At 38.7% G+C, this 15,837-nt stretch carries 15 protein-coding genes; all 15 read left to right on the top strand.

The genetic code is table 11. The features are described from left to right. Nucleotides 1-65: 65 nt before the first annotated feature. Nucleotides 66-1,250 (top strand): phage portal protein, encoded by a 1,185-nt coding sequence (locus KBP50_RS12785; protein WP_175609415.1) that lies wholly within the window; start codon nt 66-68, stop codon nt 1,248-1,250. A 476-nt stretch (nt 1,251-1,726) separates the two neighbouring features. Continuing rightward, nucleotides 1,727-2,449 carry a head maturation protease, ClpP-related gene (locus tag KBP50_RS12780; RefSeq protein WP_050353493.1) on the top strand — a complete coding sequence of 241 codons (723 nt, stop codon included), beginning with the start codon at nt 1,727-1,729 and terminating at the stop codon, nt 2,447-2,449. Next, nucleotides 2,446-3,636 (top strand): phage major capsid protein, encoded by a 1,191-nt coding sequence (locus tag KBP50_RS12775; RefSeq protein WP_050352212.1) that lies wholly within the window; start codon nt 2,446-2,448, stop codon nt 3,634-3,636. Before KBP50_RS12780 ends, KBP50_RS12775 begins: the two co-directional genes overlap by 4 nt. Nucleotides 3,637-3,747: 111 nt before the next feature. Next, on the top strand, nt 3,748-4,452 hold the full coding sequence (locus KBP50_RS12770) for an Ig-like domain-containing protein (protein ID WP_050352213.1): 705 nt from the start codon (nt 3,748-3,750) through the stop codon (nt 4,450-4,452). Continuing rightward, complete coding sequence (locus tag KBP50_RS12765; RefSeq protein WP_076361976.1) at nt 4,452-4,748, top strand: head-tail connector protein; 297 nt, start codon at nt 4,452-4,454, stop codon at nt 4,746-4,748. The genes KBP50_RS12770 and KBP50_RS12765 overlap by 1 nt, the downstream gene beginning before the upstream one ends. Next, nucleotides 4,726-5,058: a phage head closure protein gene (locus KBP50_RS12760; RefSeq protein WP_050352214.1), complete on the top strand. Its 333-nt coding sequence runs from the start codon at nt 4,726-4,728 to the stop codon at nt 5,056-5,058. Before KBP50_RS12765 ends, KBP50_RS12760 begins: the two co-directional genes overlap by 23 nt. Continuing rightward, on the top strand, nt 5,051-5,434 hold the full coding sequence (locus KBP50_RS12755; RefSeq protein WP_050352215.1) for an HK97-gp10 family putative phage morphogenesis protein: 384 nt from the start codon (nt 5,051-5,053) through the stop codon (nt 5,432-5,434). Before KBP50_RS12760 ends, KBP50_RS12755 begins: the two co-directional genes overlap by 8 nt. Then, on the top strand, nt 5,431-5,820 hold the full coding sequence (locus tag KBP50_RS12750; protein WP_050352216.1) for a hypothetical protein: 390 nt from the start codon (nt 5,431-5,433) through the stop codon (nt 5,818-5,820). The genes KBP50_RS12755 and KBP50_RS12750 overlap by 4 nt, the downstream gene beginning before the upstream one ends. Before the next feature lie 44 nt (nt 5,821-5,864). Next, nucleotides 5,865-6,440: a major tail protein gene (locus tag KBP50_RS12745; protein ID WP_050352217.1), complete on the top strand. Its 576-nt coding sequence runs from the start codon at nt 5,865-5,867 to the stop codon at nt 6,438-6,440. Nucleotides 6,441-6,581: 141 nt separating this feature from the next. Next, on the top strand, nt 6,582-6,920 hold the full coding sequence (gene gpG / locus KBP50_RS12740) for a phage tail assembly chaperone G (protein ID WP_050352218.1): 339 nt from the start codon (nt 6,582-6,584) through the stop codon (nt 6,918-6,920). A gap of 17 nt (nt 6,921-6,937) precedes the next feature. Then, complete coding sequence (locus KBP50_RS12735; protein ID WP_169770801.1) at nt 6,938-7,081, top strand: hypothetical protein; 144 nt, start codon at nt 6,938-6,940, stop codon at nt 7,079-7,081. Nucleotides 7,082-7,110: 29 nt separating this feature from the next. Beyond that, a complete protein-coding gene (locus KBP50_RS12730; protein ID WP_050352219.1) occupies nt 7,111-10,857 on the top strand; it encodes a phage tail tape measure protein in 3,747 nt (1,248 codons plus the stop codon). 5 nt (nt 10,858-10,862) lie between these two features. After that, nucleotides 10,863-12,299, top strand: coding sequence for a distal tail protein Dit (locus KBP50_RS12725; protein ID WP_210967590.1), 1,437 nt, complete (start codon nt 10,863-10,865; stop codon nt 12,297-12,299). Nucleotides 12,300-12,309: 10 nt separating this feature from the next. Continuing rightward, nucleotides 12,310-15,492, top strand: a complete 3,183-nt coding sequence (locus KBP50_RS12720) for a phage tail spike protein (protein ID WP_210967589.1) — start codon at nt 12,310-12,312, stop codon at nt 15,490-15,492. 12 nt (nt 15,493-15,504) lie between these two features. Next, on the top strand, nt 15,505-15,828 hold the full coding sequence (locus KBP50_RS12715; protein ID WP_050352223.1) for a hypothetical protein: 324 nt from the start codon (nt 15,505-15,507) through the stop codon (nt 15,826-15,828). The last annotated feature ends 9 nt before the right edge of the window (nt 15,829-15,837 follow it).

Genomic DNA, 15,837 nt, shown 5'->3' with positions numbered 1-15,837 from the left:
AAAGTGATCTACATCTAATTTACTTGAAAGGTGGTGGGAGTTTGAAATGGACGAATAAAATTAGAATGGCTATGAAAGGTGCTGCAGCCGGGTGGAAAGGTACACTATCTGATTTTTCTTCTTGGTTTGGTCGGAAGTTCTGGGGGATTGATAACAGTAAGTTAGCGACAAATGAAAATATATTTTCGGTTATTACTAGATTGTCTAATACCTTATCATCCTTACCGTTAAAAATGTATCAAGATTATGATTTGGTCCATAACCAGGCATCTGATGTACTTATAAATGAGCCAAACGACAATATGCATAGCTTTGATTTTATAAACAAAATGGAAGTATCCAGAAATGAGAATGGAAATGCTTATGCTGCCATTATTAGAGATATACGGATGCAACCAGATAAATTGCTACCTATTGACCCAGCATATGTGACACCTTTTATAAATACAGATGATGACAATCTTTGGTATGAGGTTACAGGTGTTGGTGGAACATATTACTTCCATAATATGAACATGCTTCATGTTAAGCACATTACAGGTGCACAGCGTTGGAAAGGGATTAGCCCACTAGACGTTTTGAGGAATACTCTGCAATACGATAAGGCTGTACAAGAATTTTCTCTTCAGGAGATGCAGAAAAATGAAAGCTTTGTACTAAAATACGGAGCCAATGTCGATGGAGATAAAAGAAAACAGGTCACTGAAAACTTTAGAAACTTTTATCGAGAAAATGGCGGCGTTCTCTTTCAAGAACCCGGTGTAGAAATTGACCCTATCGAAAGAAAGTACTTTGCTTCCGACACCTTAAAATCAGAACGTATTACCAAAACGAGAGTGGCAAACGTATTTAATGTGCCAGTCTCGTTTTTAAATGAATCAGAAGGGCAGAGTTACTCATCTAACGAACAAATGATGATTCAATTTGTTCAGATGGCTCTAACACCTATCGTCAGACAATATGAACATGAGTTTAATTTGAAACTACTTACAAAAGAAGATAGAAAGAAAGGTTACTATTTTAAATTCAATCTTGGTGGGTTACTTAGAGGTGACACAACTGCAAGGACGCAATTCTATCAAGCTGGCATCCGTGGTGGTTGGTTTAAACAAGATGAGGTCAGAAGATTCGAAGACCTTCCTCCCGAAGGAGGCAACGCTTCAAAACTTTGGGTATCTGGTGACCTTTATCCGATTGATATGGATCCTACACAAAGGAAATCAACTTCAAAAGGTGGTGAGGGAGATTGAAAATCAAAGTCATCTATGGGCCGCCTTGTGCGGGTAAATCTACTTATGTACGTGAAAACTTGGCGGATAATGATATTCGATTTGATTACGACATGATAATGCAATCCATATCAAATCGCCAGTCGCACCAGTACAGTGACGATCATTTACCGTATGTCGTCAACTACCGAGGTTTAATAATCGATATGGCGGATCGAGATAATAATTTGGACACCGCTTATATTATTGCTACTAAGATAACAGATAAGCTGAATGAAGAACTGAACGGTAAAGATGCTGAATTTATGCTAATAGAAACCTCTAAGGATCAATGTTACGAAAACTTGGAAGGTGATGATACAAGACCAGACAAAGGATTTTGGAAAGAAAAAATAGATTCTTGGTTTGAGTGGTATGAAGAGTATTTGAAGGAGGTGAAAAACAGCTTGAACAGAGATCGCAAAAAAATAAATCAACAAAAGAATAAGTTTTTCGAAATGAAGGTGTCTGCTGATGGAAAGTCAGGAGATATTTTTATTTATGGTGAAATCACTAAGTATGCTTGGGAAGAATACGGCGAAAAATCAGCCCAGATTTTTAAACAAGAGCTTGACGATCTTGGAGATGTAGAAGCGATTAATCTATACGTAAATTCACCTGGTGGATCTGTATTCGAAGGTATAACTATCCATAACATGCTTAAGCGCCACAAAGCCAAAGTTATAGCACATGTAGATGCTTTAGCGGCATCAATTGCAAGTGTTATCGTCATGGCAGCAGACGAGATCAGGATGCCGTCCAATAGCATGTTGATGATCCATAATCCTTGGACGTTTGCTATTGGAAACTCTGCGGATTTAAGGAAAGAAGCAGATGACCTTGATCGCATCGGAAAATCAAGTATGCAGTCCTACTTAAACAAAGCGGAAGAAAAGCTCTCTGAAGAAAAACTACAAGAACTACTTGATGCCGAAACGTGGTTATCTGCTGAAGAAGCTTTTGAATACGGTCTATGCGATGTGGTGGAAGAAGCAAATGATATGGCTGCATCAATTAGTGATGAATATTTACAACGGTATAAAAATGTACCAAAACAATTAAAAGAGGATACAACACCGACAATGTCGGCAGATGAACTTGCATTAAGGCAAAAAATAGCTGATGAAGCTAAAGCAGAATCAGAAATAACAAAAACCATTTTAGGAGGAATTTATTCATGAAGAAAAAAGTTAATCAATTAAAAATGCACCTACAATTTTTTGGAGACAAAACACTTTATGAAATGAAGCAAAATATGGCTACGATTGGGCAGCAATTACAAAAAGTTGAAAGTGAACTAGCACAAAAAGCCGTAGATCCATCTGCATCAATGGAAGATATTCAGAAAATGCAAAAGTCTAAAGAGGATCTAAAGGCTCGTTTTGATGTAATTAAAGAGCAACATGATCAGATGGAAACTGAGCAAAAAGCGCAATTTAGTCAACGTAAAAAACAGTCTTTTGACGGATTAAACCAAGATGAAAAAATGGTTAAGGCTAAAGCTGAATTTATTCGCGCATCTGTACAAGGAAGACCGGTAAGCGACGAGGCTAAACAATTAATTGCTATCCCGACCGGCAATGAAACTGGCGGAGATAAATTTTTACCTACCAACATGCAAAAGGAATTGGTTCATGAACCGTTCGAGAAAAACCAATTACGCGAAGTTGCAAAAACAACTGCTATTAAAGGTCTCGAAGTGCCTAAAATTGCTTATTCTATTGATGACGATGATTTTATAGATGACAATCAAGTTGCTAAAGAAATAAAACTTAAAGGTGATACAGCTACTTTCGGACGAAATAAATTTAAGGTAAAAGTAAAACTTTCTGATACTGTTGTACATGGGTCTGACGTAGAACTAACAACTTTTGTAGACAATGCATTACGTTCTGGGTTAGCTGGAAAAGAGAAGAAAGACGCACTTGCTGAAACGGCTAAAGCAGGGCTTGAGCATATGTCTTTCTTTAACGAAACAGATGTAAAACGTGTACAAGGTGCCGATTTGTATGAAGCTATCACAAATGCAATTGCTGACTTACATGAGATATTTCGTGATAACGCAAAAGTTGTCATGCGATTTGCTGACTATATGAAAATAGTTAAAGCATTATCGAATGGGAACACGTCCTTTTTCGATGCTCCACCAGAAAAAGTGTTGGGTAAACCAGTCACATTTGCCGATGGCGCAGTAAAACCGATTGTTGGAGATTTTAACTATTTCCAAATCAACTATGATGCAATGACTTATGACAGCGATAAAGATGTTGATAAAGGAAACTACTTGTTCGTTTTAACTGCTTGGTACGACCAACAACGTTTGCTTGATTCTGCATTTCGAATTGCAGAGGTTCAAGAAACTCCCTAAGCAGCCCGTAAACGTAAAGGCTACCCCTACTGATACAACCGTATCAATAAGTTGGGAATAGCCTTTTCTCAGGGCTATAGAAATCGGATTAAATGAAGAAAGGAGAATTGCATGGCTTATAACATTTATCAAGGCAATGAATTGGTGGCAGAAGGAATTAAGGAGAAAAAACATACTGTGACAGGTCTTACCCCTAATACAGAATATACTTTTGCTGTCAGTGAAGTGATTGGTGACAAAGAATCCGAGAAATCGGAATCGATAACCGTAAAAACAAAGTATAGCGCTCCCGTATCTGTGGATATTACACCTAAAACCAATAATTTGAATGTTGGTGGCACTAAAAATTTAACCGCCAAAGTGTCGCCTGATACAGCAAAACAAACTGTAACTTGGTCAAGTTCCGACGATAAGATCGCGACTATTGATACCAATGGTAAAGTTGCCGCAGTTTCTAAGGGGCAAGTGACAATTACTGCAACTTCCACAGATAAAGGAGATGTTAAGGGCACCGCAACGGTTAACGTTAAGCAATCAGTTACTGGTGTAACCATATCGCCAAAAAGTGCAGAAATCGAGGTCGGGTCTACTCAACAATTAACCGCAACTATTGCACCCGATAATGCAGACAATAAAAAAGTAACGTATTCCACTAGCGATGATACGATTGCTGTTGTAAATAGCAGCGGACTAGTAACATCAAAGAAAGAAGGGCAAGCTACTATTACGGTCACTACAGAAGATGGAAATAAAACAGATACGGCAGCTATAACTGTAGTTCCTAAACCAGAACCAGATCCTGAAGGTGGAGCATAATGGATAATGAACTACTTGAATTAGCTAAAGAATATTTGCGAATTGATGGAGACCAAGACGATAAATTGCTTGGTCTCCTTATTAAGTCTGCAAAAGAATATTTTGCTAATGCAGGTGTAGAAGAACAGGGAAGTCAGTTGTATCAGTTAGGTATTATGATGCTTGTTACACAGTGGTATGAGAATAGACAGCAAAATGAATTCGGTAAGATATCTAGCGCTATTGAAATGGGATTGCAGACCATCATTCTGCAATTGAAAGCAGGTGATCTCGTTGACCAATCCAGCAAAGTATAGATGTCGAATTACTTTTCAAAGAAAAGAAAATGTACAAGACGGAGAGGGTAACTGGGTTCCAGGGTGGGTCGATACGGACATTACTGTTTGGGCTGCTATCAAGGACTTACGCGGTAAAGAAATTATTGAAGCTGGTGCAAACTCCGTAAAAATTACAACGCGTATTTATATTCGCTATCGTGAAGGCTTAAGCGAGGATATGCGAATTAAGTACGGAGCAAGAATATTTGATATCACATTTTTAAATAATCTGGAACAAAGAAATATTGAATATGAGATCTTAGCAAATGAGGTGAAGTCAAATGGCTAACTTTGAAGTTTCCGGGCTTGATGACGCGATAGTTTCTTTTGATCAACTTGGAGAAGATGCTGAAAAAGCTGAAAATAAGGCTTTAAAAGCAGGTGGTGAGGTCATAAAAAAGTATCAGATTAATAATGTGAATCGAAGCGGAAAAGCACAACCTCATATGCAAGATAATATAACTGTGGGCAGACCAAATGAAACGGATGAAGGAAAGTTTGTTAATGTAGGACCTAATAATAAAGTTAGGCACAGAGCTATTTGGCTGGAATATGGCACCTCTAAAATGCCTGCCTACCCTTTTATAGATAAAAGTGCTGAACAAGGAGAAAATGAAGCACTCTCAGCGATGGAAAAGGTGTTTTTGGGAGAGATAGAAGGATGACTGCAGAAGCATTTGACGCTAAGAAAGAGTTGTTAACTGCATTGAAGTCTAGTCAATTATTAATCGCCGAAGTAGTCGGAGGTTTTCATAATCTCATAGCAAAACATCCAAACAATGAACCTATTCCGTTTCCTAGAATTGTTTATCAAGAACTCAGAAATGATGATGATGATTTTGCTGATAATAAACCTAATTCAGCGAATGTTGGCTTCCAAGTGAGTATATACTGCGATTCTTTGACTATATCAAAGCAGTCATCGATTGCCAAAGAAGTAGACGAAATAATGAAATCTATTGGGTACGTTCGTTATGACTCACAAGATCTTTATGAAGAGGATACGAGTATTTACCACAAGCCAATGAGATATAGCAAGAAAGTATTTTAACACCTATTTAGGTGTTTTTTAATAAGAAAATAGGAGGTAATTACATGGGAAAAGTGTTGCACGGATTGGATATGTTTCATTTGGCATTGCTTACAAAAGATGATCATGAAGGAGTGACGTATGAACCACCTGAACCAGTTCCGGGAGCTGTTAATGTATCAGTTACACCTAACACGGAATCGAATACATTTTTTGCTGACAATGGGGCTTATGAAATCTTTAATAGTTTAGGTGATATCGATGTAAACATGGAGGTAGCAGACTTACCTTTAGAAATGCAAAAGAAAATTTACGGTCATCAAGAAGAAGAGGGGGTTCAATTTGCTAGCATAGAAGATACGGTAGCTGAATTAGCTCTATCATTTCGTGCAAAAGTATCTACTGGCGGATATCGCTATTATTGGTTTTTAAAAGGTAAAGCTCAATTATTACCAAATGAATATCAAACAGATGAGGGAAATGTTACACCACAAACTGCTAAGTTGACTTTGAAGTTTATGCCGTTGCAATATAACAAGCGTTGGAAATCCCAAGCAGAAGACAAACCAGATCTTAATCTAGGTGAAAAATGGTTTAAAGAAGTGGTATATAAAGGTGATGTATTAACACCAACTCCCTAAGGTGCCCCAAAACATAAGAGCAGTTGATTCCACAGATAGATCTGTAAGTTTGGTGTGGGATTAGCTGTTTTTGTTTGGGGAAAAAAGTCGAGAGGGTAAACCCCTCTCTTTTTATATTTTAAAAAAACGGAGGGTTAAAACATGAAAAATGTATCAATTACTTTAAAACTAGATGGAAAACAAAAAAAGTTCGTTACGCCCAATTTTATACCGGGAGTTTTATTCCGCAAGGCAGCTGAGTGCGCTGAAATGGTAGAACAAGGTGAATTATCTGGACAAGATTTAGATGCACTGGTTTCTTTTGTATGTGAGGTATTTAACCACAAATTTACCATAGAGGAATTTGAGGAAGGAACAGATTCTAGATTAATAGGTAAAACCATATATGCAGTTATTAACTATGTAATGGGTAACGTGACTGCAGCTAGTGAATTACTTGGAGGAGAAGTAAAAGAGGAAGATAAGGGAAAGTCCGACTGAGTGAAGCTGTGCAGGACATGTACAACGCATTGATTGATGTTGGCTTCACTCAGAATCAAATAGATGAAATGGACATTGTCTATCATTTGAAACTTCTTGCTCAACGCAAAAAAGAAAAGACAAAAGATGAAGTCGTATATATTGATCAGGTTCTCGGTTAGCTTACGTGGTCTGGGAAGGTGGGTGAATGATGGCCAAAGACATAAAGGTAAGGTTATATTCTAATTCTAAGCAATTTAATAGCGAAATGTCCTCTATTTCTAGACAAATGAAAATTGTTAAATCGGAATTTGAAGCAAATAAGACCAGCGTTGATAATTGGGGCAATCAATTAAAACAATCGGAAGCTAAGCTTCGATTTTTAAATAAAAACCTCACCTTGCAAAAGCAACGTGTCAATGAGCTTAGAAAAGCTTACGATGATTCTGCTAGACAAAAAGGAAGAGATGCTAAAGAAACACAAAATTTAGCTGTCCGTTTAAACAACGCTACTGCAGCAATGAATAAGACCAAAAATCAAATTGAACAAACAACGGCTAAAATGAAAAGAATGCAATCAACAACCAAACGTACCGGAATGAGTATGAAGCAATTTGGGGACAGGGTAAACCGAATGGGTGCGAAAGCTCAAGGCATGGGAATGTCAATAGGTATAGTTTCTGGAACAGCTCTTTTCGGATTGACTAGGTCATTAACAAGTGCTTTTAATGCTACCGCAGATTTTGAACAAGGTTTGTCTGGAGTACAGGCGGTAAGCGGTGCTACAACAGAGGATATGAAATTGTTAGACAAACAAGCCAGAGATCTTGGGAAATCTACTAGATATAGCGCTACTCAGGCAACGGAGGGTATGCAAAAGCTCGCCTTAGCTGGATGGGATGCAAAAGAAATAATGGCTGGTATGCCAGGAATGTTAGATCTTGCGGCATCAGGAAATCTTGACTTAGCTAGAGCGGCAGATATCACAAGTGATACGATGCAAGCCTTTGGACTAGAAGCTAAAAAAGCAGGGCATTCAGCAGATGTGTTTGCTTACGCGCAGGCAAACGCCAACACTAACGTAGAGCAAATGGGAGAATATATGCAATACGTTGCTCCTGTTGCCAATAGTTTAGGTTGGAATTTAGAAGAGTCGGCGGCTGCAGCCATGAAGTTAGCTGATGCTGGGCTAAAAGGCGGAAAAGCAGGTCAAGCATTTTCAACTTCTTTATCTAGATTGGCAAAACCTACTTCTGCAATGAAAAAAGAAATGAAAAAACTGAATTTGGAATTCTTTGATGCAGAAGGGAATATGAAGCCGTTACCTGGAGTAATGAAGGAAATTGAAAAAGGCACAAAGGGCATGACTAGAGAACAAAAGTCTGCCACATTAAGCACTTTATTTGGAGCAGAAGCATATAAACATTGGTCTATTTTGCTTGATGCTGGATCTGATAGTTTAGCAAATACGACAAAAGAATTAAAAAATGCCGATGGAGCAGCTGCCGAAATGGCAAAGACAATGCAAGACAATGCACGCGGTAAAATTATTGCATTTCAGTCTGCTGTTGAAGGATTACAAATAAGTTTGACTCGTCATTTAATGCCAGCAATTAGCGACATTGTAGAAAAAGGCACTGGATTAGTTCGCGGCTTTACAGAAATGGATGACAGTACTCAAAAGACTATCGCTACCACGGCAGCATTATCTGTGGCAGTTTTAGGAGTTACGACAGTGGTCGCGGGGTTAACGGCTGCTGTAGGGGCGTTTTTAGCATTTGCTGGACCTGTAGGTCTAGCTGTCACTGCTGGTACGGCTCTTTTAGGTGGGTTAGGTGTTGCGTTATTCGCGGCGCAACAACATATAAAAAATCTAAAAGAAGAACAGGAAAAGGCGCAAACAGAAGCGTTGCGTTATGGTGAGAATTTGAGCGCTGGCACTTTAAAAGGTGTTAAAGGATACACAGACCTTTACGAAGGCGCCAAAGTTAAAATGCTCGAATTAAAAAACATGTCAGGAAAAGAAGCTGAAAAAACATCGGCAGAAGTAGTGAAAGCTTTTACGGAAATGGCAGACCAAGTAATTGCTGAATTGGAAACACAAAAAAGCAAGTTATCAAATGCGATAAATGAAGTTTATGCTATAGCTGGAGATGCAGGTAAGGAATCCGCGAAAAAACTGACAAATGAAGTGTTGAAAAAATTCGATAAAGATATTGCTGATTATAAAAAAGCTTTAGACACTGTGAAAGAAGCGCACGACAAGTACAATAACGATTTATCTAAAATGCCTGATGATTTTGCTAAAGCATACCAAGAAGCTTTAAAAGTAATGGAAGGCGGCTCGGCAGAATTCGCTAAAAGCCAAGATGAACTTATTTCCATTAGAAAAAGCATTTCGGAAAAACAAGATAAAATACTTTTCGATGATGCGCAAGGATATGTGAAGAAGATCAAGGGGTCATATGATGATTCCATTAAAGCAGCCAATAAATGGTATGGAGAAAAACAAGAAATTTTCAAGCAAGCTTTAACTCAGGGGAAAATTACTCAAGAAGATTATGATAAATTAATGCTTGGTGTGCAATCTAGAACAAACGAAATGATGGCCATAGCAACACAAGAATATGAGAACTCCACAAAGGAGCTTTCGAAACACCTTGATGACCGCGGTAAATTAATTGATATCGCAACTGGCGAAGAATTCGAGCGGAAAAAGGAATACATTGCGACAGCTTCGGGATATATACACGAGATGGAAGAGAATCAAAATGAATATCTTGAGCGTTGGAAGAAACACACAGTAGATGTATTAAAAACAACTGGTGATTTTTCGAAAAAAACACAAGAAGAATATACAAAAGATTTGCAGGCGTTCCTGGAATCTACTGGATTAACAAGGGAAGAAGCGGCGAGACAAGCCAGAGAAACAGTAGATGCAGTGCTTTCTGAATTAGAAAAAGATAACGGCAAGGCTAAGCAAGCTGGAAAGAACAAGGGAATGTCACATAACGAAGGTTTGGGAAATACAAAAGAAATCAATACTTTAACTACTAAGTCACTTACCGATTCATTGTTGAACCAAATAAGGAAAGGAAACCCAGAATCAAAACAAGCAGGAAGGAATAAAGGTACTGCCCACAAAGATGGTTTAAATAGTACAAAAAACGATAATAGATCAGCTGGTTCTACTTTAAGTTCCATTGTTTCATCTGTACTCGGAAGGACGAAGGATGGTGGAGGTGGAAGTAGAGCAGGGTCTATTTTTAGAAGTGGATTGCTTGGTTGGAGAAACCTCGTATTTAGCGCTGGAAGCAACGTCGCTGGAAAGGGATTATCTGGACTCAAAAGCGTAAAGACAAGCGGAGCGGGGGAGGATTTTGTATCAGGGTTTAGAGGTTCTATTGATAATGGCAGCGACTCAGTTTGGTCAGTAGCTTGGTCTTTGGGTAAAACAGCGCTTGGCGCATTAAAAAGGTCGATAAGTTCACGTTCCCCTTCCAAGGAAACCGCAAAGGAAGGAATGAACTTTATTGACGGATTTGCGTTATCCATGGACAGGAATAAGAAAAAGGCTGTTAAAAGCGCGCAAAAACTAGGGGAAGAATCACTTAATGCATTTAAAAACAGTGTGGATAAAAGCAACCTAGATGATACGGCGTTATTGATTAATGCAGCTGCAGGAGAGATACGCAACCGTAAAGATGAGCTAGTGGTTAGGCACGAAGTAGTTAATAACGGATTAAACGAAATGGAGAGTTTGAAAGATGAAATAAAAGTTTTGTCTGAACACTTAAAGCAACTATTATTGCTGCAATCCAAGCAACTAACTGTCACAAGCCAGCAACCTGTCATTTTAAATATTAATGACCGCGAAATTGCCAGAGCTGTCAGGAAACCAATAAATGAGATGAACGAGCGTGACCAAACCATAAAACGCCAGTTTAAAGGGAGGTAGTATAAATGTCTGGCATGACATATCGAGGTATAAAAAAGGATTATTTGAAAGTTCTCAGAGGCAAAAAACGACCTCCCTGGGCTACCGTAGAAAGAAGCATATTAGAGGTTTCCGGCTTAGCCGGAGGATATCTATCCAACACAGCAATAAAACCAAGAGTTATTTCTGTTCCTGTACTCTTAGAAAATCATAATTTCTCTGATCTGCAAAAACTTAAAGAAGACCTTGCGGATTGGTTAATAACTAATGAACCAGAACCCTTGGAGTTTGACGATGAACAAAACCGAACTTATTACGCTATAGTGGATGGCGATTTAGATCTAGAAGAAATGGTTAGTTATGGGCATGGAACGATTAATTTTTTGTGCCCAGATCCATTTAAATACGGCAAAGAACAAACTAAAACTTTTACATCTGACATGCTTACATTATCGTACAATGGTACAGCACCAGCATCACCGATTTTCGAGTTGGAGGTATTAAAACCTGTTACCTTTGCTATGGTGCAGAATCAATTTGAAGAATATCAATTGATTGGAACCCCTTTAGAAGCTGATATGGAAACAGTAGATACTAGGAAATTACTCATCGAAGAACGAGGGGAAACATTAGATACATGGAGCAATACCCCTACTAAAGTAGATGGTGGCGTAGTAGCTGGTAGACTAAGCACAGATAATGATGGTATTACTGTGCCAAGTTACGGACCGGATACAAATAATTGGCACGGTCCGGCGCTAATTAAAGAAATATCCCCATCACAAGACTTTGAAATTGAAATGATGGTTGAAGGAGAAACTGGCAAACCGGATCAAACTTACCGAATTGAATTTTATGCTTATGATGAAAACATGAACGTACTTGGAAAAATGGCTCTACTAGATAAAAGTTTAGGTATAAACAATAAAATTGCTGAGGGGCGTATCGGAGGATATGAAGGCAGGCAACAAAATTATTTAATAAGCTCACAAAATTATAGTTATGGATGGCCTTTTTTCTTTGGTATGTTACGTTTGCGAAGGATTGGTAACCAATTCGAATTTTATGTAACACGAGTGGCCAATAATACAAAACACGTTTTTAGTCTAAAAAAGTTATTTACCGATAACAACAATGAGTACATGGGTAAATTACGATATGTACAAATACACATCGGTAAATGGGCGGATTCGGCTAGAGCTTACGCACCTAAAATCTTGCATATAAAAGTGTTTAAACTAGCGCAAGAAACGGTCGATCAAACGCCATATATCGCTAATCCGGGCGATAAAATAACACTTGATAACTTTAACAAGGAAATATTATTAAACGGCGAAGACTCGAAGAACCTAAAAGATTTCGGAGGTTCTTTTTTTAATTTACACAAAGGCGATAACCAACTAGTAGTACATCCATCTAACAGTTTTAAAGCAACAGCTAAATGGCGTAATAGATATAGGTAGGTGTGATAAAGTGATACATGTTATAGATAAGCAAACAGACGTTATAGTCGGCATTATTCCTATGGATGAGTTTTGGTATGATAATTATCACAGATCGTTAGAGACGACCGCAGAAACGTTTGATTTTACAACATTTGCTGATAAAGACTATTCCGAGTATTTAACTGGACGTAATAAAGTAATTATTCCTAATGAGGATGGTGGATATAGAGAATTAACGATATGGCATGCAGGTAAAACACATAAAGATTCTCTTTATATAGAGGTCTTTACTAAAGCCAGTTACAATGACTTACGTAAAGCTCAAGTAATCAAACCACAAACGTTAAAAAGCCAATCGGCAAGTACCGCGGCAGCTACTGTTCTAAGGAAAACGGAATGGATCGTGGGGCTTGTTGAAGGTAAAGGTTCCCGAACATTCCACATTGAGAAACACACTGACCCTTATTCGATGTTGAAGAGAATTGCCACGGAATTTGATCTCGAATTAGATTTCCGTATCGAAACAAAAGGTAATAAAATAACTGGTCGTTATGTTGACTTAGTCCAACAAATTGGACAATGGCGGGGACGTGAAATCGAGTTTGGTAAGGATTTGCGTAGTATCAAACGTATAGAGGATACTGACAATATTTATACAGCGTTGATCGGTCTTGGCCCGGAAAAAGACGGCAGAAGGCTAGAGGTGTTGGTAGAAGATTATGACGCACTACAGCGATGGGGTAGACGTGACCCTGTTACTGGTGAGTTGCGCCACATCATAAGCACATACGAGCCACAAACTGAAAAAGACGAATTGTCTTATGATAGATTACGAACATTAACCAAGAACGAACTAGAGAAACGCATCAACGAAATAGTTGAATATGAAGCTGAAATAGCCGACCTTGAACACGTGCCTGGCATGGAAAACGAAAAAATACGTTTCGGTGATACATTGAAAATAAAAGACACGCAATTTAACCCCCCTTTGTACGTAGAAGCGAGGGTTTTTGAAGTTAGCGGAAGTATGAAAGAACGTGGTAAAAAGAACGTCAAGCTAGGTGATTTTACCGAGTACACAGAAGAAGAAGTACAAGCAGTATGGAAATCACTACAAGACGAAATAAGACGTAGTATCGCACGCATGTTAAGCGTAAATGTAGTATCTAGCGCAGGTACCGTATTTAAAAACGGTATAGGCGATGCAGAACTGACTGCTGTTGTATATAACCAAGGAAACGAGATGGACAAAGACGGAGAAACATATAACTATACATGGACTAAATACGATAAGCACGGTAATCTCTTGGGTGAGTGGTCAATGAGCGGAAAAACCATAAACGTTAAAGCAACCGACATCGACGAAAAAGCCATGTATGCATGTGAGGTTGTATTTCAAGATGTTGCTGTATTGGGATATGTGACGTTAACTAACGTATTTGACGGTGTGGATGGAGAGCCCGGAATACCCGGACCACCTGGAAAAAACGGACAAACTCTTTATACTTGGCATAAATATGCTGATGACGATCAAGGAAACGGCATGTCTGATTATCCAGATGGCAAAGCTTATATAGGTATGGCTTATAACAATGAATCACCCATTAAAAGCACCAATCCCGATGATTATGAATGGTCAAAGTATAGGGGCGATCAAGGTGTGCCGGGACCGCCGGGAGAAGATGGAAATCCTAATTACACTTGGGTAAAATATGCGGATGATGAAAATGGTAATGGCATGGCTGATAGACCGGATGGTAAGCGATACTTAGGACTTGCCTACAACAAGACCACGCAAACCGAAAGCACTAACCCGTCTGATTATAATTGGAGTCCTTTATATGATAATGTGCAGGTTGGCGGCAGGAATTTATTTGTAATAAAAGACGCTCTAGTGAATAGTGTGTTTAAATGGGCAGACGGAGAAGTGGCGACCGAAACAGATAGTTTGGTTAGTGGGTTTATAGAGGTTTTAGCCAACGAAAACATTATTTGTAACTATACTATAAGTCAAATTATGTTTTACGATAAGGATAAGGTCTATATAGGCACTTATCGTGATGGCGAATTAGTGCCTGTAGGTGGTCAAACTAGACCAACTGATAAAATAACTGTACCTAATAAACAAAGTATAGCTTATATGAGAGTGTCTTTTAGGTACGGGTTTTTAGAAGACGCTAGTGTAGAAGGCAAGAAAGTAAAACTCGAAAAAGGCAACGTAGAAACCGACTGGTCACCAGCACCCGAGGACGAACGAGCCTACGCAGAATATGTCGCTCAACTGAAAGCAGATTTAGCCGAAACTAACGCTAAAGATCACGCTGATAAGGTGTCAAAAGAAAAAGCCGAAGAAGCACGTAGGCAAGCGGAAGAATTTGCGGAAAACGCAAGCAACATTAAAAAAGGGATTATCGATGTTGGGTCTGTACCTATTCGTACTGCTGCTAATGGTGCACGTATACAATGGGATGGTACAAATGGTTTAGTGCAATATGATAGTAAAGGTAATCCAGTATCATGGCTTGATTTAAAAGGTAACTCACGTTTTGTTAATGCGTATTTAAGCGGGGAGATACACGCTAAACGAGGTGTACTTGGTGATGGTAACGTCATTATAGACGATAAAGGCGTTAGAATTGTACGACCAGACGGTGCTATTACGATGCAAAATGGACTTATGCATAACGCCTATGCAGTTAGTGCTGATGACCCTTACTATATGACAACAACAAAAAATGAAGTACCGGGAGCAGAGGTTGGTCCTGTGTTTATTCCAGGGGGACTATACGGGTATAAGTTTAGGGCTAGGTCGTGGTATGTGTGCCTTAAGTACAGCGCTGACGGCAGCAAGCGAAAAGAGACAGGGTATTTAGATGTAAGAGATGGTTTAAATGCTGTTGCGTTTCAGCGTTACGAATTTGTGCACTGTGCCAGATATTTGATATTTCATTATTGGCCACATGCCGACAGCGGTAAACATTCCCTACATGTGGTAAACGGATCTAGCGATAAGAAAGAAGACCGCATTTATTTTCAATTGATCGAAAAAGGTACATCTGGCATACAAAAATGTGTTATTGACTTAGGTAAGCCTACTTTTAAAAAACGAGATGTCACTTTTAAAATAGGTTGGGTAGCAGCTTGGACACCATCACCAGAAGAAGAAATCATCTTTCGAATGAAAAGTGTTATACAAACAGATGTGCTGTAAGGAGTGAATACGTTGGATATTAAAATTTACGATAAAAATGATTCCGGTAAGTTGAAAGTATTTTTTATAGTAAATGATGACAATAAAGTAGAAAGTGTAACAGTTGGAAATAACGCAGTACCGACCCGCAAAGGATTTCAATTTTACGTTGATGATTATATCGCTAGTCAGATTGATAAGACGGAGCTTATGTTAACTGGCGGTTATCCGCAGTTACGGGTAAAAGATGGAGAAACAATTGAAATACCGACAGAAGAACAGGAAAAACAAAAAGAGATTGAAGAATTGGAACGGAAGTTAAAAGAACTAAAAGGAGAACCGGAAAACGCTGAATAGGCGTTGTTT

This window comes from Virgibacillus pantothenticus (genome assembly GCF_018075365.1).
Taxonomy (GTDB): Bacteria; Bacillota; Bacilli; order Bacillales; family Amphibacillaceae; genus Virgibacillus; species Virgibacillus pantothenticus.
The sequence above is the reverse complement of the archived record's forward strand: the minus strand, read 5'-3'. Positions and strand labels throughout refer to the sequence as shown.

Coding starts and splice junctions, on each gene's coding strand:
- KBP50_RS12750 (WP_050352216.1), top strand. CDS start 5,431: ATGACTGCAGAAGCATTTGACGCTAAGAAAGAGTTGTTAACTGCATTG.
- KBP50_RS12725 (WP_210967590.1), top strand. CDS start 10,863: ATGTCTGGCATGACATATCGAGGTATAAAAAAGGATTATTTGAAAGTT.
- KBP50_RS12745 (WP_050352217.1), top strand. CDS start 5,865: ATGGGAAAAGTGTTGCACGGATTGGATATGTTTCATTTGGCATTGCTT.
- KBP50_RS12730 (WP_050352219.1), top strand. CDS start 7,111: ATGGCCAAAGACATAAAGGTAAGGTTATATTCTAATTCTAAGCAATTT.
- gpG (WP_050352218.1), top strand. CDS start 6,582: ATGAAAAATGTATCAATTACTTTAAAACTAGATGGAAAACAAAAAAAG.
- KBP50_RS12765 (WP_076361976.1), top strand. CDS start 4,452: ATGGATAATGAACTACTTGAATTAGCTAAAGAATATTTGCGAATTGAT.
- KBP50_RS12755 (WP_050352215.1), top strand. CDS start 5,051: ATGGCTAACTTTGAAGTTTCCGGGCTTGATGACGCGATAGTTTCTTTT.
- KBP50_RS12735 (WP_169770801.1), top strand. CDS start 6,938: ATGTACAACGCATTGATTGATGTTGGCTTCACTCAGAATCAAATAGAT.
- KBP50_RS12775 (WP_050352212.1), top strand. CDS start 2,446: ATGAAGAAAAAAGTTAATCAATTAAAAATGCACCTACAATTTTTTGGA.
- KBP50_RS12770 (WP_050352213.1), top strand. CDS start 3,748: ATGGCTTATAACATTTATCAAGGCAATGAATTGGTGGCAGAAGGAATT.
- KBP50_RS12780 (WP_050353493.1), top strand. CDS start 1,727: ATGAAGGTGTCTGCTGATGGAAAGTCAGGAGATATTTTTATTTATGGT.
- KBP50_RS12785 (WP_175609415.1), top strand. CDS start 66: ATGGCTATGAAAGGTGCTGCAGCCGGGTGGAAAGGTACACTATCTGAT.